The sequence below is a fragment of the Croceibacterium selenioxidans genome (genome assembly GCF_018599195.1).
In the GTDB taxonomy this organism is placed as follows: Bacteria; Pseudomonadota; Alphaproteobacteria; order Sphingomonadales; family Sphingomonadaceae; genus Croceibacterium_A; species Croceibacterium_A selenioxidans.
Map to the genome: position 1 here is coordinate 773,354 of NZ_JAHFVK010000001.1, position 17,283 is coordinate 790,636.

General features: G+C 64.2%; 21 protein-coding genes. 13 read left to right on the forward strand and 8 right to left on the reverse strand.

Features of this window, described 5'->3' with window-relative positions:
• Positions 1 to 30: 30 nt before the first annotated feature.
• The 8 genes from KK137_RS03800 to KK137_RS03835 all read left to right on the forward strand — a co-directional run bounded on the left by KK137_RS03800 (position 31) and on the right by KK137_RS03835 (position 5,278).
• On the forward strand, positions 31 to 225 hold the full coding sequence (locus KK137_RS03800) for a YnbE family lipoprotein (RefSeq protein WP_055918364.1): 195 nt from the start codon (positions 31 to 33) through the stop codon (positions 223 to 225).
• A gap of 1 nt (position 226) precedes the next feature.
• A complete protein-coding gene (locus tag KK137_RS03805; protein ID WP_214534700.1) occupies positions 227 to 622 on the forward strand; it encodes a YdbL family probable chaperone protein in 396 nt (131 codons plus the stop codon).
• Positions 623 to 714: 92 nt separating this feature from the next.
• Positions 715 to 2,604 (forward strand): hybrid sensor histidine kinase/response regulator, encoded by a 1,890-nt coding sequence (locus KK137_RS03810; protein ID WP_214534701.1) that lies wholly within the window; start codon positions 715 to 717, stop codon positions 2,602 to 2,604.
• Positions 2,605 to 2,766: 162 nt separating this feature from the next.
• Entirely contained in the window at positions 2,767 to 3,084 is a 318-nt protein-coding gene (locus tag KK137_RS03815) for an AtpZ/AtpI family protein (protein ID WP_214534702.1), read from the forward strand.
• A gap of 60 nt (positions 3,085 to 3,144) precedes the next feature.
• Positions 3,145 to 3,930 carry a F0F1 ATP synthase subunit A gene (locus KK137_RS03820; protein ID WP_214534703.1) on the forward strand — a complete coding sequence of 262 codons (786 nt, stop codon included), beginning with the start codon at positions 3,145 to 3,147 and terminating at the stop codon, positions 3,928 to 3,930.
• Positions 3,931 to 3,964: 34 nt separating this feature from the next.
• The gene (locus tag KK137_RS03825) at positions 3,965 to 4,192 is read left to right on the forward strand and encodes a F0F1 ATP synthase subunit C (protein ID WP_055918380.1); all 228 of its coding nucleotides are present in this window, start codon (positions 3,965 to 3,967) and stop codon (positions 4,190 to 4,192) included.
• Positions 4,193 to 4,227: 35 nt separating this feature from the next.
• Positions 4,228 to 4,722 carry a F0F1 ATP synthase subunit B family protein gene (locus KK137_RS03830; RefSeq protein ID WP_214534704.1) on the forward strand — a complete coding sequence of 165 codons (495 nt, stop codon included), beginning with the start codon at positions 4,228 to 4,230 and terminating at the stop codon, positions 4,720 to 4,722.
• Positions 4,715 to 5,278, forward strand: a complete 564-nt coding sequence (locus tag KK137_RS03835) for a F0F1 ATP synthase subunit B family protein (RefSeq protein WP_214534705.1) — start codon at positions 4,715 to 4,717, stop codon at positions 5,276 to 5,278. The genes KK137_RS03830 and KK137_RS03835 overlap by 8 nt, the downstream gene beginning before the upstream one ends.
• A 508-nt stretch (positions 5,279 to 5,786) precedes the next feature.
• On the opposite strand, the gene gloB is transcribed toward KK137_RS03835, so the two are convergent.
• The 5 genes from gloB to KK137_RS03860 all read right to left on the reverse strand — a co-directional run bounded on the left by gloB (position 5,787) and on the right by KK137_RS03860 (position 11,069).
• Positions 5,787 to 6,545 carry a hydroxyacylglutathione hydrolase gene (gene gloB, locus KK137_RS03840; protein WP_214534706.1) on the reverse strand — a complete coding sequence of 253 codons (759 nt, stop codon included), beginning with the start codon at positions 6,543 to 6,545 and terminating at the stop codon, positions 5,787 to 5,789.
• 5 nt (positions 6,546 to 6,550) lie between these two features.
• Entirely contained in the window at positions 6,551 to 6,934 is a 384-nt protein-coding gene (locus KK137_RS03845; protein ID WP_214534707.1) for a VOC family protein, read from the reverse strand.
• Positions 6,931 to 7,347 carry a GFA family protein gene (locus tag KK137_RS03850; protein WP_214534708.1) on the reverse strand — a complete coding sequence of 139 codons (417 nt, stop codon included), beginning with the start codon at positions 7,345 to 7,347 and terminating at the stop codon, positions 6,931 to 6,933. Before KK137_RS03850 ends, KK137_RS03845 begins: the two co-directional genes overlap by 4 nt.
• Positions 7,348 to 7,440: 93 nt before the next feature.
• A complete protein-coding gene (gene rpsA, locus KK137_RS03855) occupies positions 7,441 to 9,141 on the reverse strand; it encodes a 30S ribosomal protein S1 (protein WP_214534709.1) in 1,701 nt (566 codons plus the stop codon).
• Positions 9,142 to 9,515: 374 nt separating this feature from the next.
• Entirely contained in the window at positions 9,516 to 11,069 is a 1,554-nt protein-coding gene (locus KK137_RS03860; RefSeq protein ID WP_214534710.1) for a bifunctional AfsR/SARP family transcriptional regulator/alpha/beta hydrolase, read from the reverse strand.
• A 186-nt stretch (positions 11,070 to 11,255) separates the two neighbouring features.
• On the opposite strand from KK137_RS03860, the gene KK137_RS16730 reads away from it, so the two are divergent.
• The 4 genes from KK137_RS16730 (at position 11,256) to KK137_RS03875 (ending at position 14,379) form a co-directional block, all read left to right on the forward strand.
• Positions 11,256 to 11,384, forward strand: coding sequence for a hypothetical protein (locus KK137_RS16730; protein ID WP_275950675.1), 129 nt, complete (start codon positions 11,256 to 11,258; stop codon positions 11,382 to 11,384).
• Positions 11,385 to 11,432: 48 nt separating this feature from the next.
• Positions 11,433 to 12,344 (forward strand): diiron oxygenase, encoded by a 912-nt coding sequence (locus tag KK137_RS03865; protein ID WP_214534711.1) that lies wholly within the window; start codon positions 11,433 to 11,435, stop codon positions 12,342 to 12,344.
• 24 nt (positions 12,345 to 12,368) lie between these two features.
• A complete protein-coding gene (locus KK137_RS03870) occupies positions 12,369 to 12,926 on the forward strand; it encodes an OsmC family protein (protein WP_214534712.1) in 558 nt (185 codons plus the stop codon).
• Between the two features lie 130 nt (positions 12,927 to 13,056).
• Complete coding sequence (locus KK137_RS03875; RefSeq protein ID WP_214534713.1) at positions 13,057 to 14,379, forward strand: adenylate/guanylate cyclase domain-containing protein; 1,323 nt, start codon at positions 13,057 to 13,059, stop codon at positions 14,377 to 14,379.
• 3 nt (positions 14,380 to 14,382) lie between these two features.
• On the opposite strand, the gene cmk is transcribed toward KK137_RS03875, so the two are convergent.
• Entirely contained in the window at positions 14,383 to 15,012 is a 630-nt protein-coding gene (gene cmk / locus KK137_RS03880) for a (d)CMP kinase (protein WP_214534714.1), read from the reverse strand.
• The gene (locus tag KK137_RS03885) at positions 15,009 to 15,320 is read right to left on the reverse strand and encodes a CBU_0592 family membrane protein (RefSeq protein WP_338027967.1); all 312 of its coding nucleotides are present in this window, start codon (positions 15,318 to 15,320) and stop codon (positions 15,009 to 15,011) included. Before KK137_RS03885 ends, cmk begins: the two co-directional genes overlap by 4 nt.
• 146 nt (positions 15,321 to 15,466) lie before the next feature.
• Between KK137_RS03885 and KK137_RS03890 the strand changes: the two genes are divergently transcribed.
• On the forward strand, positions 15,467 to 15,787 hold the full coding sequence (locus KK137_RS03890; RefSeq protein WP_214534715.1) for a DMT family transporter: 321 nt from the start codon (positions 15,467 to 15,469) through the stop codon (positions 15,785 to 15,787).
• Here the strand turns inward: KK137_RS03890 and aroA are convergent.
• The gene (gene aroA, locus KK137_RS03895) at positions 15,784 to 17,121 is read right to left on the reverse strand and encodes a 3-phosphoshikimate 1-carboxyvinyltransferase (protein ID WP_214534716.1); all 1,338 of its coding nucleotides are present in this window, start codon (positions 17,119 to 17,121) and stop codon (positions 15,784 to 15,786) included. The genes KK137_RS03890 and aroA overlap by 4 nt on opposite strands.
• Between the last annotated feature and the right edge of the window lie 162 nt (positions 17,122 to 17,283).

Below are 17,283 nucleotides of genomic sequence, written 5' to 3' on the forward strand. Positions count from 1 at the left end.
AAGCCCGCTGGCGCGGCGCATAAACCCCCGATGACGGGGAAGCGCAGGGCAATAGCGGGTGTGGTGGCGGTGCTGGGTTCGGCGCTGGCTGGGGGGTGCATCACTGTCGATGCGCCCGACAAGCCGATCGTGATCGAACTCAACATCAACATCACGCAGGAAGTGATTTACCGGCTGGCGACTGACGTCCAGCAGAACATTGACGATAACCCGGAGATTTTCTGACATGGCCTCCTATTCGCAAAACCTCGCCAAGACGCTGTTGGCAGGCCTGCTCGCGGCCGGTCTTGCCTTGCCCGCGCCCGCTTTCGCACAGCGGGATCCGGCTTACGAGGCCGCGCGCCAGGCAGGCCAGGTGGGCGAGAAGACCGACGGATATCTCGGTGTCGTTGGCGATCAGCCAGCCTCGATCCAGAAAATGGTCGCCGACATCAACATCAAGCGCCGCGCGAATTACGCGGAGCGGGCGCAAGCTCAAAACGCCACGTTGGAGGCCTATGCCCTGACGCAGGGATGCGTGCTCATTGGCCGAACCCAGCCCGGCGAAAAGTACCAGGCGCCCAACGGCACGTGGCAAACGCGGGGCGCGGGCGCTCCTCAGCGAGACGCACGCTGTCCCTGATCGCCCAACGTCGGGTCTCTCCGTGAAATCTTTCGGTGGAACGATCCGGTAAGTCGGGCTTTCTGCTCCCATAAGGGGGCGGTGGCTTAAGAATGTCAGTTAAAACGTTAAATTCGGGTCGCGCCGATCTCCTCGTACAGAGCATCACGGACTACGCGATCTACATGCTCGACCCCGCGGGCATCGTGAGCAGCTGGAATGCCGGGGCGGAACGGCTCAAGGGTTATAGTGCGTCCGAGATCATCGGGCAGCATTTCTCCCGCTTCTATACCGAAGAAGACCTTGCCAAGGGCATTCCTGCAACGGCTTTGAAGACCGCGCTCGAGGAGGGTCGGTTCGAGGCCGAAGGATGGCGACTTCGCCAGGATGGCTCTCGGTTCTGGGCCAACGTGGTTATCGACCCGATCCGAGATGAAGAAGGCCAGCATGTTGGCTTCGCCAAGGTCACTCGCGACTTGTCGGAACGCAAGGACGCCGACGAAGCGCTCCGTCAAAGCGAAGAGCGCTTTCGGCTCTTGGTGCAGTCGGTCACCGACTATGCGATCTACATGCTCGATCCTGCGGGCCGCGTGTCGAGCTGGAATGCCGGTGCCCAGCGTTTCAAAGGCTACCAGGAATGCGAGATCATCGGCGAGCATTTCTCTCGCTTCTATCTCCCAGAGGACCGGGAGGCCGGCGTACCCGAACGCGCGCTCCGGACCGCCAAGGACGAAGGACGATTCGAGGCTGAAGGCTGGCGAGTACGCCAGGACGGGTCGCGCTTCTGGGCTCACGTCATCATCGACCCGATCCACGACGGCGGCGGCACCCTGATCGGCTTCACCAAGATCACCCGCGACCTGACCGAGCGGAAACGGTCGCAGGAGGCGTTGCAAAAATCTCAGGAACAGTTCTTCCAGGCACAGAAGATGGAAGCCATCGGCAAGCTGACCGGTGGCGTAGCGCATGACTTCAACAATATTCTCGCGGCGATCCTGGGAAGCCTCAGCCTGGCGCAACGCCGCCTTGCCGATGGCGCCGACATCACGCGTTTCGTCGAAAACGCGATGCTTGCCGCTGAACGGGGCGCCTTGTTGAGCCAGCGGATGCTGGCTTTCGCGCGCAAGCAGGAACTGACGCTCGAGGCCGTCGATCTGCCCGATGCCGTCCGAAGCATGGCCGAGATGCTGCAGCGGACGATCGGGCCGGGAATCACTATCAGGACCGACTTCCCTCTCAAGCTCCCCCCAGCGCTGGCCGACAGGACCCAGCTGGAACTTGCGGTGATGAATCTCGTGGTCAATGCGCGCGACGCCCTGCCTGATGGGGGCGAGGTAAGAATATCGGCCGAGGAGGCGATTCTGCCCGATGCGGTCGGCGGCTATGTCCGTCTATCGGTTGTCGATCCGGGTGAGGGAATGACTGCCCGCACCTTGGCCCGGGCTACCGAACCCTTCTTTACCACCAAGGGGGTCGGAAAGGGCACGGGTCTTGGGCTGTCGATGGTGCACGGTATGGTGGAACAGTGCGGTGGCCGGCTGCACATCGAAAGCTCACCCGGCAAGGGAACAAAGGTCGAGATTCTCTTGCCCGTCGCCGAAGCGAGCTTTGAAGCCCCGGCCGTGCCTCAGGTCGTGAGGGAAGAACCCTCGCCGGCACGGGCGCTGCGAATCCTCGCGGTCGACGACGACGAGATCGTTCTGCTCAATACGGCTACGATGTTGTCCGACATGGGTCACCAGGTCCAGCAAGCCGATTCCGGTTCGAGCGCCATGCTGCTTCTGGCCCGCGAAGATTTTGATCTGATGGTGACGGATTACGCGATGCCCAACATGACCGGAGGGGAGCTGGTGGAGAAGGCGATCGAAATTCGGCCCGATCTCAAGGTGATCGTCGTGTCCGGTTTTGCGGACCTGCCTGAAGGCGAAGAGCTGGATCGTCCGCGCCTCTCCAAACCGTTTACGGAGTTCGAGCTCGCCAGGACGATTGCCCAGACGGTGTGAAACTGGCGAGGATTTCCGAGACTTACACGAACGGCGCACACCATGCCGGGCGCTAGATCGCTAGCATCGGTTGACTCGGGCGGACCCCCTTTCTAAAGGGGCGGCGCCCTCGGCGGGCAGGTCTTTGCCTGTGTCGGAAACTCCAATCTAGCGGAGCCCAGCATGAGCGACGAAACGCCCGAACGGGACCCCATCGGTGAGGATGCGCGGATTGACGCGCTCGGGGAGCGGCTGAAGGCCGCACGCGAGCGGGAAGATCAGCGTAACCGGCCGCAAGTGCAGGGCGCGGACCCAGGCTACAAGCTTGGCAATCGCGTCCTGGCGGAATTGCTGGGGGGGATGCTCGGCGGTGCGGCGATTGGTTGGGTAATCGACCAGTTTGCCGGAACATCGCCCTGGGGTCTGTTGGTAATGCTGTTCCTCGGGACGGTCGTTGCCTTCAGGAACATAATCCGGATTTCCAGCCGGCGTCCCGACTGATCCTGCAATTGGGTCGGCCAGTGGGCGCCGCGTTCGCAATGTTAAGGGACACGTAGACAAGTGGCAGCCGAAGCCAAAGTCGATCCGATGCACCAGTTCACCATCGAGCCGCTGTTCGGTTCGGGGAATTGGGAGATTGCGGGCTACAACATTGCGTTCACCAACAGCGCTTTGTGGATGGCGATCTCCGCCGTCGCGTTGTGGATCTTCGTCGCGGGCGGCATGAAGCGTCAGCTGGTGCCTGGCCGCTGGCAGATGGCGGTCGAGACTTTCACCGGCTTCATCGACGACCTGCTGGCTGCCAACGTCGGCAAGGCCGGCAAGAAGTACGTGCCGTACATCTTCTCGCTGTTCATGTTCATCCTGTTTGCGAACATGCTCGGCCTTCTGCCGCTGGGGGTCGTGGGGCTGCATGCCTTTACCTTCACCAGCCACTTCACCGTCACCGGTATCCTTGCGATCCTGAGCTTCTCGATCGTGCTGATCGTCGGGTTCTGGCGCCATGGCCTGCACTTCTTCTCGCTGTTCGTGCCGCATGGCACGCCGATCTGGCTGCTGTGGCTGATCCCGGTGATCGAGCTGATCTCGTTCCTGGTGCGGCCGTTCAGCCTCGGACTGCGACTGTTCGTGGCGATGATGGCCGGGCACGTGTTGCTTGAAGTGCTGTCTAGCTTCGTCATCGACAGCAGCAATGCAGGCGCCGGTTGGGGTGTCTTTATCGGTATCCCGAGTTTCATCCTGATGGTGGCGATTTGCGCTCTCGAAGTGCTGGTCGCCGGCATCCAGGCTTACGTCTTCGCGTTGTTGACCTCGCTGTACATCAACGACGCCGAAAACCTTCACTGAGTGATTTCAACGAGTTTCGAAAAGGAGTTTTGACATGGACATGGAAGCAGCCAAGCTGGTCGGCGCCGGCCTCGCGGCAATCGGTGCGGGCATGGCCGCCATCGGTGTGGGTAACGTCTTCGGATCGTTCCTCGAAGGCGCGCTGCGCAACCCGGGCGCGGCCGATGGCCAGCAGGGCCGTCTGTTCATCGGTTTCGCCGCGGCGGAACTGCTGGGCCTGCTCGCGTTCGTCGTCTCGATGATCCTGATCTTCGTCGCCTGACGATCTGACGACTTGACTGACTGCCGGAAGCTCCGATGCCACAGATAGCGCAACTTGCCGAAACCTACTCCAGCCAGATCTTCTGGTTGCTGATCATCTTCGGCCTGGTGTTCTTCATCGTGGGTCGGGGCATGGTGCCCAAGGTGATGGACACCGTCGCACAGCGCGACCGGCAGATTTCGGACGACCTCGCCGCGGCGCAAGCCGCGCGCGATGCGGCCGATGAACAGGAAGCGGCCTGGCGCAAGCGCGAGAGTGAAAATCGCGCTGAAGCCCAAGCCCTGGTCGCTCAGGCCAAGGCGGAAGCCGCGGCCAAGACCGAGAAGAAGCTGGCAACTGCGCAGAAGAAGGTCGACGCCCGGCTGACCGAGGCTGAGGAGCGGATTTCCGCCGCTCGCAGTGCGGCAACCGCGGAGATCGAAGCTGTCGCCAGCGAAGCGGCGCAGGACATCATTACCCGTCTTGCCGGAGTGAAGGTCACCAAGACCTCCATTTCTGCTGCTGTGAAGAAGGCGCTTGCCAATGGCTAATCCCGCAGCCGACCACGAACTCCACGCGACCGTCGAGCATGATGCCGGCGGTCACGGAGGGGCGCATGCCGAACCCGTAGCGTTCGGCTTTGTCGGACCCGGAGCCTGGGTCAGCCTGGCGATGCTGGTATTTATCGGCATCCTCGTCTGGAAGGGCGTGCCGAAGCTGATCACCGGCGGGCTCGACGCCAAGATCGTCGCCATTCGCGAACAGCTCGACGAAGCCAAGAAACTCCGTGCCGAGGCTGAGGCGTTGCGCGCGGAATATGCTGCCAAGATCGCCAATGCCGAGAAAGATGCGGCGGCGATGATCGATCACGCGAAGACTGAATCCGAGGCGATCGTCGCCAAGGCCGAAGCCGACGCTAAGGCCATGATCGGACGCCGCGAACGCATGGCTGAAGACAAGATCGCCGGTGCCGAGCGGGCCGCGGTCGATGAACTTCGTGCCAAGGCTGCCCGTGCGGCGACCGAGGCCGCTCGCGGGCTGATCGCCGCGAAGCACGATGCCGAGGCCGACCGCAAGCTGGTCGACGAGGCGATTTCCTCGCTTTGATCCCAACCCACGGCTCGACTGTGGGAATTTCCTGAGTTTGTCGCCAATCCTCCCCGAGCTTGCTCAGGGAGGTGGCGCGCGCTGCAAGCGCGTGACGGAGGGGTAAGCGGAACAGCGCGAGAGCCCCTCCACCCCCGACTTCGTCAGAGGTACCCCTACCCGAGCGAGCTCAGGGAGGATCTGGATGGTATCCCCTTCCCGCTTGCGGGAGGGGTTAGGTGTGTGTGTGTGTGTGTGTGTGTGTGTGTGTGCGCGCGAAGCACGCGTAGCGCTTGCCCTGACTGGCCCACCCCCAGCCCCTCCCGCAAGGGGGAGGGGAGCTGACGCAGCTATTTCCCCGCTGGCGAATGCGGGCCTAACGCCGGGAAGAACAAGACCGCGGCGAGAATGGAAGGCGACCGGCGGCGAGGGCTGCGCCAAAACTCGCTACTCGGCCTTGCCGGACACGAGGCCCTGGCAAGAGATCGGGCTGAGGCGGTGGGCGACATCGGCCCCTTAGGACGCTGCTTTAGAAGTTGTCCTTTGCGGCCCGCAGACGAGCAAAAGTCTCAACTGGATCAAGGCCGCCCCAGCGATTACGCATCCCCTCTTGATCGGCTCGCAAGAAGGGGTTGGTCGCCAGCTCCCGCGTCAATTGCGTAGGCACCGTCGGCTCCCCGCGAGCGCGGCGTTCGTCGATCTCGCGCGCGTAGAGCTGCAATTCAATATTGTCGGGATCGGCATGGAGCGCGAACCGGGCGTTGGACTGGGTATATTCGTGGGCACAGTAGAGCGCCGTCTCTGGCGGCAAGGCTTTGAGGCGCGAGAGGCTCGCCCAGAATTGCTGTGGCGTTCCTTCGAACATCCGCCCGCAGCCAAGGGCGAACAGCGAATCGCCCACGAACGCGACGCCTGCCTGCGGTAGATGATAGGCCACGTGGCCCAGCGTGTGGCCCCCGACGTCGATCACATCGGCCATCCAACTGCCGAGTTGGACCGTGTCGCCATTAGCCACCGTGCGATCGAAGCCCTCGATCTTGGCTGCGTCACGACGAGGCGCGACAATGGTGCAACCGGTGGCCGCCTTGATCGCCGCATTGCCGCCTGCGTGGTCGGGATGCCAATGGGTGTTCCAGATCTGCGTGATCCGCCAACCTTTCGCCGCCGCCTCGCGCAGGTAGACTTCCGCGTCCGGGGTATCGATGCAGATGGTTTCGCCGCTTTCCGGATCGTGCAGGAGGAAGCCGTAATTGTCGTTCAGGCAGGGGAATTGGTGGATTTCGAGCATGGGCCTCATTTCAGGTTCAATTGCCAACTCACCCCGAAGCGGTCGGCGAGCCAGGTGAACAGCCTACTGAAGCCATAATTGCCGATCGGCATCATGACTCCGCCGCCGTCGCCCAGCGCTTCGGCGAGGGCCCGCAATTGGGCCTCGTCGTCGCATTCGATGAAGATGGAGGTCGAGGGGGTGAATGTGAAGGCGTGGACCGGCGCGCTGTCATAAAGCATGATCTCCAGCCCGCCCACACGGATGCGTGCCATTGCGACCTGGCCGGCCTGCGGACCTTCGGGGTGTTCCTGCAGCAGCAGTTCCTCGAAGTCGGGGAAAGCCGAGCGATAGAGCGCCAGGGCGCCGTTCGCGTCACCCTGGAACATCAGGAAAGGGGTTGCTCTCATCGGTTTCGGTCTCCATCGCGCCCGCGGACAAATCCCGGTATCGTTTCGGGCAAGGCCAACCAGTGATGGCGGCTGTGTTCGTAGACCGAGCGGGCAGGGGGCGGGAAGGCGGGGTCGGCGAGGGTGCCGACCGTTATGCCGGTAATCCCGGGGTACTTGCTGGCGCGGCCGTAGAGAGTGCTGCCGCACTGCGGACAGAAGCCGGTGGTGAAGCTGTTCCCCTCGTCGGTCGCCCGCGAGTATTCGCGCGCCTCGCCTGTCAGGGCCACGCTTCCGTCGCTGAAATAGGCCATCACGCCGAACGGTGAGCCCGTGCGTTTCTGGCACTCGCGACAATGGCACAGCACGGTCATCGGCTCGGCACCATCATCGATCGCGGCGCGCAGGTTTCCGCACTGGCAGCTGGCTTCCATTGCCCGAGTCTAGAAAGCCTGGCCCCAATAGGAAAGGCCCGCCCGCTCGGTTGAGCGGACGGGCCCTTTCGCTTTGGCCGATGCCAGAGAAGCTTACTGCTTCTTCAGAGCTTCGCCGAGGATGTCGCCGAGCGAGGCACCCGAGTCGGACGAACCGTACTGTTCGACAGCCTGCTTCTCTTCGGCGATCTGGCGCGCCTTGACCGAGAAGTTCGGCTTCTTCGAACGGTCGAAGCCAATGACCATGGCATCGAGCTTCTGGCCGGTCTGGAAGCGATCCGGACGCTGCTCGTCGCGGTCGCGGCCGAGGTCCGAACGCTTGATGAAGCCCGTCGCGCCATCGTCGCCTGCCTGCACTTCGAGGCCGCCATCGCGAACTTCGAGGACGGTCACGGTGACCACGTCATTCTTCTTCAGGCCACCGCCACTGCTGACGCCGCCGGCCGCCGGAGCGCCCTTTTCGAGCTGCTTCATGCCGAGGCTGATGCGCTCCTTCTCGACATCGACGTCGAGAACGATCGCGTTGACCTGCTCACCCTTGCGGTGCAGCGCCAGCGCGTCTTCGCCCGAGATGCCCCAAGCGATATCCGACATGTGGACCATGCCGTCGACGTCGCCCGGAAGGCCGATGAACAGGCCGAACTCGGTGGCGTTCTTGACTTCGCCTTCGACGGTCGAACCGACCGGATGCTTGTCGGCGAACTCTTCCCACGGATTGCCCTGAGCCTGCTTGAGGCCGAGCGAGATGCGGCGCTTGTCGGAATCGACCTCGAGCACGACAACTTCGACTTCCTGGCTGGTCGAGACGATCTTGCCCGGGTGGACGTTCTTCTTGGTCCAGCTCATTTCCGAAACGTGGACCAGGCCTTCGATGCCGGCCTCGAGCTCGACGAACGCACCGTATTCGGTGATGTTCGTGACCACGCCCGATACCTTGGCGCCGACCGGGTACTTGGCAGCAACGCCTTCCCACGGATCGCTCTCAAGCTGCTTCATGCCCAGGCTGATGCGCTGGGTGTCGGCGTTGATGCGGATGATCTGGACCTTCACGGTGTCGCCGATGGCGATCACTTCGCTCGGGTGGTTGACGCGCTTGTAGCTCATGTCGGTGACATGGAGCAGGCCGTCGATGCCGCCGAGGTCGACGAACGCACCGTAGTCGGTGATGTTCTTGACCACGCCGTCGATGACCTGGCCTTCGGTCAGGCGATCGATCAGTTCGCTGCGCTGTTCGGCGCGGGTCTCTTCGAGGACCGCGCGGCGCGACACGACGATGTTGCCGCGGCGGCGGTCCATCTTCAGGATCTGGAACGGCTGCGGCATGTCCATCAGCGGGGTAACGTCGCGGACCGGGCGGATGTCGACCTGGCTGCCCGGAAGGAAGGCCACGGCGCCGTCGAGGTCGACAGTGAAGCCGCCCTTGACGCGGCCGAAGATGCGGCCTTCGACGCGCTTGCCTTCGCCGAACTCGCTTTCAAGCTTGTCCCACGCGGCTTCGCGGCGAGCGCGGTCGCGGCTCAGCATCGCTTCGCCTTCGGAATTTTCTACGCGGTCGACGAAGACTTCGACTTCGTCACCGACCTTGAGGGTCTGATCGTCTTCACCGCGGGCGAATTCGCGCAGGGCCACGCGGCCTTCGCTCTTCAGGCCCACGTCGATCACGGCCATGCCGTTTTCGATGGCGGTGATGGTGCCCTTGACTACGCGGCCTTCAAAGCCGCCGTCGGCGCCGCCGAGTTGTTCATCGAGGAGTTTCGCGAAATCGTCGCGAGTCGGATTGGCGGTAGATGCCATGTCTGTCAGTGTCCTAATTCACGTTTTTTCCGGCCAGGCGGTTGAATCCGCCGGTCTTGATGGCCGAACCGCCTGCGGGGCCGAATGCCGGCGCAGGCATCCACCGGGATTTCCCGCCGGTGCGCGAGTGAAAAGCGGGAGAGTGGCGAGGCTTGCCCGCCGCCGATTCATCCGCCTGTCTTGAGGAGCCGTCTATTGCGGCCCTGCACCCGCGACCGGACAAAAAGCCCCGTCGGACGGGCGCGCGGATAGGCGAGAGAGGCGCAAATGGCAAGCAAAAGCGTCGCTTGCCTGAACGTAGGGGTGACGGGGTGACACGGTAAAGTGTCGACTTGGAAAAGTGTCAACTTGGGTTCGGCTTGGGCGACGTCCGCCTAGTCGCGCGGGTTGGCGAGGAATTCCCTGATATGGGCGATCAGCTCCGGCCAGGCAGGTTCCTGCGCGAGGACCAGGTGGTTAGGGCTGTCGAGAGGCACGAAGCGGGCGCCTTCGATGTGGCGCGCGAGGATGCGGCCCGCCTCGAAGGGCACCACGGAGTCGTTGCGGCTATGCAGGATCAAGGTCGGCACCTTGACCTTGCGTAGCAGGTGACGGACGTCGATCACCCCGAGCGCGCGCTGCAACCGCTGGGCCCCCTCCGGCGAGGCGGAGATGCGTTGCAGCTCGTTGAACCACTGGGCCTGCTCGTCGGTCGCTTCGGGAAAGTAGAGCGTCGTGAACATCTGGCGAAAGGCCGGGTTCCCCTGGCCCCAGCCGACGCCGGTCAAGGTCACCATCGCCTCGCGACGGGCCAGTTCTTCCGGATCGTTGCGGGACTTCCAGCCTTGCGAGTAGCCCCCATAGAGGATCATCGAGCGTACCCGCTCCGGGTGGCGCACCGCGTAGGCAATCGAGACGGCGCACCCTTGCGAGATGCCCAGGAGGTCGAACTGCTCGACACCGGCCGCGTCGACCACTGTCTCTAGATCCTGTACGAAGGCTTCGAACGACAGGTCCGCCACTTTCCAGTCGGACAGGCCGTTGCCGCGCTCGTCGTAGCGAACGAGCTTGTGATCGCGCGAAAGTGCTTCGATCCAGTGGCTCCAGATCGGGCTCTCCCATTCGAACTCGAGATGGTTGAGCCAGTTGGCGGTCTTGACCAGCGGCGGCCCATTGCCCACGCAGCTATAGGCCAGGCCGGTGCCGTCGCGCGCCGTACAGAACTCGACGCGTTGGCGGATGACGGGTTTGCCGTTTTCACGCGCGACGGGACGAGGGGCGGCCGTGGCTGCCGATCTGACCGGCCGGGTGAGTGCCGCCTCCGCCTCGATCCCGGCTGCCTCGAGCGTGCGGACCGCAACGCCGCGCTGCGCCTCCGCCTCGTCACTTCGCCCGGCATCAGCGAGCAGCGCGACCAGTGTAACCCACCCGTCCTCGCCAAGTGGGTCCGCCTCGACGACACTGCGGGCAAAAGGCAGCGCCCGCTCCGGCTCGTCTGCCAACAAGCCGATCAGCTTGCGCCACACACGCAACTGGCGCTGGCGCACATCCTCTCGAGTAGCCAGAAGCCAGGATTCGAATTCCTCGCAGCCTCGCAAGTGGAGACCCGGCGCGAACTCGCCACGAATTCGGGCGGCGGTTTCGAGCGTGCCGATGTCGTCGCTCGCCGCCGCTTCTTCGATACGGGCGAAGTCGCAGTGCGATCCGGTCATCTCAAGTCGGACGGTTTCCCGGTCGGCGAGAAGGTGGGGCGCATCGGGTTCATCCACGGCCTGGCGCAATTTGCTGAGACTCCAGCGCAAGGCCCCCTTGGGATCGTCAGGCACATTCCAGAATAGCGAACAGAGCGCATCGCGGCGATGCTCCCTGCCGGTCACCGCCAGATAGGCGAGCAGCGCGCGCGTTTTCGCCGACGCCGGAAGGGCGACCTCTTGCGCGTCACGGCGCACGGCGATCTCGCCGATGAGCGAAAGATTGATCAGCCCCGCCTCCTTTGGAGAAGCGACCCGCCGTGGAAACTAAGGGCTGCGCTACGCAGCGTCAAATTCCACGCTCGTTCCCACGCTCTCTCTCACGCTGTGGCTCCATTGGGCACCCAGCGCCGCACGACGCGACGCGCAATTGAGGAAGAGACGATGAAGACGACGAGCCCCTCGCGGCCCCAGTCAGCTTTTGCCGGTCTTGCCGCGGCGTTCGCCTGCAGCGGGCTCTGGCTCGGCCTCGGGCTGTTCATGTTTGCGATGCAGGGCGGGGGAGTGGCCTGACACTCCCGCCCAGGTACCGCCCCAACCAGTACCTTCAAGGAATTCGACATGTATCACGACTTCAATTTCGCTAGCGTACTGTCTGCCTCCGCGCGGGCGGCGTGGCAAATCGAGGATATCCTGCCCGAAGGGGCGGCGCTCGATTTCTCGCGTCCTTTCATGCCCGAAAATCTGGCCCGAACCGACGTCCCTGAGGAACTGTCGGAAGCCGAGCGGCGCGTCCTCAATCAGATCCGCGGCCACGAATATCTCGTGATTTTCGGTCTGGTCGAAGAGTTCATCCTGCCGTTCGTCCTCGACCACGCCCGGCCGCAGCTGAACGGCGACGATGCCCGGGTGCGAGCGCTGCTCAACTTCGCGGGCGAGGAAGCCAAGCACATCGACTTGTTCAAGCGCTTCCACGCCTGCTTCGTGCGCGATTTCGGCAGCGCGTGCGCGGTGATCGGACCACCCGAGGCAATCGGGGCCGAAGTCCTGCGCCATGATCCGCTCGCGGTGGCGCTGGTCATCCTGCAGATCGAATGGATGACGCAGCGTCATTACGTCGACAGCGTCCGTGACGACAGCGGTCTCGATCCGCTGTTCAAGAGCCTGCTCAAGCACCACTGGATGGAAGAGGCGCACCACGCAAAGCTCGACACGCTCATGGTCGAGGCGCTGGCCGAGAACCGCGACGAGGCGTCGATTCAGAGCGCTCTCGACGAGTATCTCGAGATCGGGATGTTCCTCGACGGCGGACTGAAGACGCAGGCCGGCCTCAATCTCGACGCTTTCGAGAAGGCGGTGGGCCGCACGCTGGGCGCTGACGAGCGCGCCGCACTGCTCGCTCAACAGCACCAGGCGCTGCGCTGGACCTACCTCGGTTCCGGCATGACCCACCCGAAGTTCGTGGCCACGCTGGCCGCGATGTCCCCCGCCGCGCGCGACCGCATCGCCGAAGTCGCGCCGGCCTTTTGCTGACCCCCACGACAAAGGAGATTTGAAATGCTCGATGTTGCCCAGAAGAACGCCGTCAACGGCATCGATCTCGACGCGCTCACCGAAGCCGCCGAGGCGATCAAGCAGGATCCGGCCAATGGCGTGGTCGCCTTCCGCGTCCGCACCGAATGGACCGGGCAAACCCGCTCGGAGACGACGATAGACAGCGTCACCATGGGTGGCGAACGCATCGCCCGGCGTCACAAGATCGTCGCCGACGAGCCCTACGAACTGCTCGGCACCGACAGCGCTCCCAATCCGCAGGAACTGCTGATGAGCGCGATCAACGCCTGCATGACCGTGGGCTACGTTGCCCAGGCCGCGGTGCGCGGAATCACGCTAACGACCTGCCGCATCGAGATGGCCGGTGAGCTCGACCTGCGAGGATTCCTCGGCCTCGATGCGAGCGTGCCCAACGGGTACCGCAAGCTCGACTACATAGTCACGCTCGAGGGCGACGGCACTCGTGAGCAGTACGAGGAGATTCACCAAGCGGTGATGGCCACCTCGCCCAACTTCTACAACATCAACCGGGCGATCGAAATGAACGGGCGCCTGGCCTGATTCCCCATCCGTCCCGGCAATCCCCACATTCCGCGCCTGCCGGGACGGATGCCTCGCTCCGATACTGCTTGTACCCGTGAGTAAGCGAGTGCAGGGCCTCGACACAGGGGTTTTCACGAGGGTAGACAGGATGCGGGCCTGGGTTTCCAGGATGGGGTGGGGTGTGCAGCAGCCAGGCGTATTCAGCCGGTTCGCCGACAATGAGACCGAAGAACGCTACAGCGCCACGGCGCGGGCGCTCAGGATGCCGTTCGTGCGGCTCTACTGCGTCATCTTCATGGTCTTGGCGCTCGCCTATCTCATCGCCAATCCCAATCTCGTATCGCAGGCGCAAAACGCACAGCTGGCGATCTATCTCGGCGCGAGCTTGGCGGTGGCCGGGGGTTATATTTGCGTCACCTTCTGGGACGCCTACGTCCGACACCCGATCATCGATTTCATCGCGTTGCTCCTGCTTTCGCTGCTGGTGAGCCGGGCCAACTTCGTGCTGTTCGAATACCTCGCTGTCGCGGACGCCGGGCTGCATGTCGTGGCGGTCATCAACCGTCTGGTGCTCGCGGCCTTCGCGGCGGTCACGCTGGCGGGTCGGCCGCGGTTGTTCGTGCTCTGGCTGGCGGCCGACACCCTGGGTTGGCTTGGCTCCGCGTTCAACGATCTAAACCAACCCGCCTTCGCCCTGGCCGCGCTCAGCTATTTCGGCGGTTCTGCGGTGATGTTCGCAATCTGCCTCGCCGTCGGACGCACGAGCCGCTCCGCCTTCATCCTCGCTGACGGTCTCGACACCGAGCGGCGCAAGAACGAGGAGCTGGTGCACAACATGTTGCCCCCGGCAGCCGTGCAGCGCATCCGTGACGGGCGAGTGGTGGCTGACTCCTATTCCGACGCTAGCGTGATCTTCATCGACATGGTCGGCTTCTCGATGTTGGCGCGGCGCATTTCGCCAGGCCACCTGGTCGAGCTGCTCAACAGCTTCTTCAACCAGGCGGATAACTTGGCCGCCGTTCACCACATCGAGAAGGTCAAGACCGTGGGCGATTCCTACCTGGCCATCGCCGGCGGCAACATCGAGTGCGCGAACAGCGCGGATTCGGCGATCGCCTTCGCCCGCGCCGTGATCGGCTGCGTCGAGGAACTACGCCAGGTGGCCGGGGTCGATACCGTAGGCTTGCGGGTGGGTATCCATAGCGGACCGGTCGTCGGCGGCGTGATCGGCGCCACGCGCATGGCTTACGACTATTGGGGGGACACCGTGAACATCGCCGCGCGGCTGCAAGGGGCTGCGCCTTTCAACGGGATCGCGATTTCGGAAAGCACCTGGCTGCGGGCCCGGTCACGCGACGATTTCGGCACGCCCGAGACGATGACGCTGAAGGGAGTAGGCGACCTGACGGTCTACCACGCCAGCATCGGACCCGGTGAGGCTGGCGCGGCTGTGGAGCCCGTTGCCGCCTGAGCCTCAGCGCTGAAGGGCCAATTTCCGCTCAACCAGGTCGATGGCCGCGGCTATCGCTTCGTCGCGGTTCAATTCCGAAGTATCCAGCATGACCGCATCGTCCGCGGCGCGCAGTGGGGCTTCGGCCCGGTTGAGATCGCGCTCGTCACGGAGCCGCAGGTCGTTTTCGATCTCCGCCAGGGTCCGGCCGTTCCCGCGCTCCTGCATTTCCTTCCATCGGCGCAGTGCCCGCGCTTCGACACTGGCGACCACGAAAAGCTTCACCTGCGCTTCGGGTGCGATGACCGTGCCTACGTCGCGCCCATCGAGCACCGCGCCGCCCGGCTGCAGTGCGAAGCTGCGCTGCCGTTCGAACAGCGCCTCGCGCACCGAACGATGGACCGAGACGCGGCTTGCGAGACCGCCGGTGTCTTCGGTGCGCAGTTCGGGATCGAGCAGCAGTCCGTCCGGAAAGGTGCAAGCGGTCAGGGCATCGCCGGCGTTGTCCGGATCGCCGCCGTCGAGAAACACCTGTCGTCCGACCGCGCGATAGAGCAGGCCGGTATCGAGGTGAGGGAGGCGGTAGTGCTTGGCGAGGGCCTTGGCGATGGTGCCCTTGCCCGATGCGGTCGGGCCGTCGACGGCGATGATCACTGGTCTCCTCTCCCGCTGGCGCGGGGCGCGGGGGTTGGGCTTGTCGAAGACGGGGAAGCGGACTTGCGAGCGCGGAGCGCCATGACCAGACCCGCCGCTGCGATCGCCCCCCACGCGGTCTCTAGCACGAACGCGGCGAGGTTGAAGTTCACCGACAGCGATATGAGCAGCAGAATCGATCCGATCAGGTTCGCCAGATTGAACGCCGCCTTGTTCAGCGTCTTGGTCAGGTTGGCGTAGGCAAAGGCGCCGATGAACAGCGCGCTGCCGATTAGGCCGATGACGTCGGCGGTGAAAGAGTCGATCACGGCGTTAGTCCCTAGTCGGCAAACCCGGGCTTGAGAACCGCAAACGAAGCCCCTATCTCGCCCCCGCGAAGGCCACGTCCTTCGTGTTCCAAGCGAACGTTCAAGACCGGGACGGCCCGGCAGCTAACCCTTTAGTGGAGGCTGCTGTGGCGTGGGTCGTTCTGTTCGTTGCCGGTATTCTCGAAGTCGTGTGGGCCTATTCCATGAAGCTGTCGGACGGCTTCTCGAAGCTTGGCCCGTCTGCCGTGACGCTCGGCGCGATGTTTCTCAGCTTCGGCTTGCTGGCGGTGGCGATGAAGTCGCTTCCGCTCGGGACCGCCTATACCGTGTGGACCGGAATCGGCGCGGTGGGCGCGTTCGTGGTCGGTATCGTCGTGCTCGGGGAAACGGTCAGCGCGATGCGAATATTCGCTGCCGCGCTAATCGTGTCGGGCCTCGTGCTAATGAAGGTGTCGAGCCCGGGTTAAGCCGCGCTCGCGCCGTCGAGCAGGGCTTCGAAGACCGGAAAGCTGGTCGCGATCGGCCGGGTATCGTCGACTTCGACGCCATCGCGGCTGGCGTGACCGGCAACCGCCATCGACATCGCGATGCGGTGGTCGAGGTGCGTGGCGATCGGGCCGCCGCCGGACAGCGGTTCGCCGCCGGTACCCTCGATCACGAGCCCATCCTCGCGTTCCTCGATCCGCGCGCCGGCGAGGCGCAAAGCTTCGGCCATGACGGCGAGGCGGTCGCTTTCCTTGACCCTCAGTTCGTCGAGCCCGCTGGTCACCGTACGCCCCTGCGCCAGCGAGGCGGCGACGAAGAGGACGGGAAATTCGTCGATCATGCTAGGCGCCAGGGCCGGGTCGACTTCGATGCCGTTGAGCACCGAATGGCGCACGCGCAGATCCGCGACGGGCTCGCCCCCGACGAGGCGCCGGTCGAGTTCCTCGATCGAGCCGCCCATCTGGCGCAGCACTTCGAATAGGCCGGCACGCGTCGGGTTGAGGCCGACATTCTCGATCACGAGGTCGCTCCCCGGCACGACCAGTGCCGCCACCGCGAAGAACGCGGCGGATGACGGGTCACCCGGCACCTCGATCGTCTGCGGCCGCAACTCGGCCTCGCCCCGCAAGCGAATCACCCGGTGGCCGCCCTCTTCCTCGACCCACAACTCGGCGCCGAAGCCCTGGAGCATGCGCTCGGTATGGTCGCGCGTGGGCACCGGCTCGATCACGCTGGTGATCCCGGCCGTGTTGAGCGCGGCGAGCAGCACCGCGCTCTTGACCTGCGCGCTCGCGACCGGGAGGCGGTAGCTGATCGGCACTGCCGGGCTCAGTCCGCGCTCCATCAACGGCAGAGTGCCGCCGGGACTGGCGGTGAAGTCCGCGCCCATCTGGGAGAGCGGCTCGATCACGCGGCCCATCGGGCGCTTGGACAAGCTCGCGTCGCCCGTGAAGGTGGCGACGATCGGATGACTGGCGACAAGGCCCATCAGCAGGCGCGTCGAAGTACCGGAGTTGCCCATGTCGAGCGCGCTTTCCGGCTGCAGCAATCCGCCGACTCCGACGCCGTGGATCGACCAGGTGCCTTCGCCCTCGCGCACGATCGTCGCGCCCATCGCCCGCAGGGCGGCGGCAGTCGCCATGACATCTTCGCCCTCGAGCAGGCCGGTGACTCGCGTCTCGCCCACAGCCAGCGCGCCGAACATCAGCGAACGGTGGCTGATCGACTTGTCGCCGGGCACGCGGATACTGCCGGTCAGAGGCCCCGCGGAAACGAAGCGGCGAGGGCGGGGGGCAGTGTCAGGGCTGACGGACAAGAGGCTATCTCGGATAAGGGCAGTTGGAACGCGCGGGCTTTTGACAGCGCTGGGGGGCTGTGGCAAGGCGCCCGCACTCTTGATTCAGCCTCTTGATTATGCTCGGGGCCGCTACCATCAAGTCACAGTAATTCAGGCCCGCTACGGCAGCGGGCAGACTAA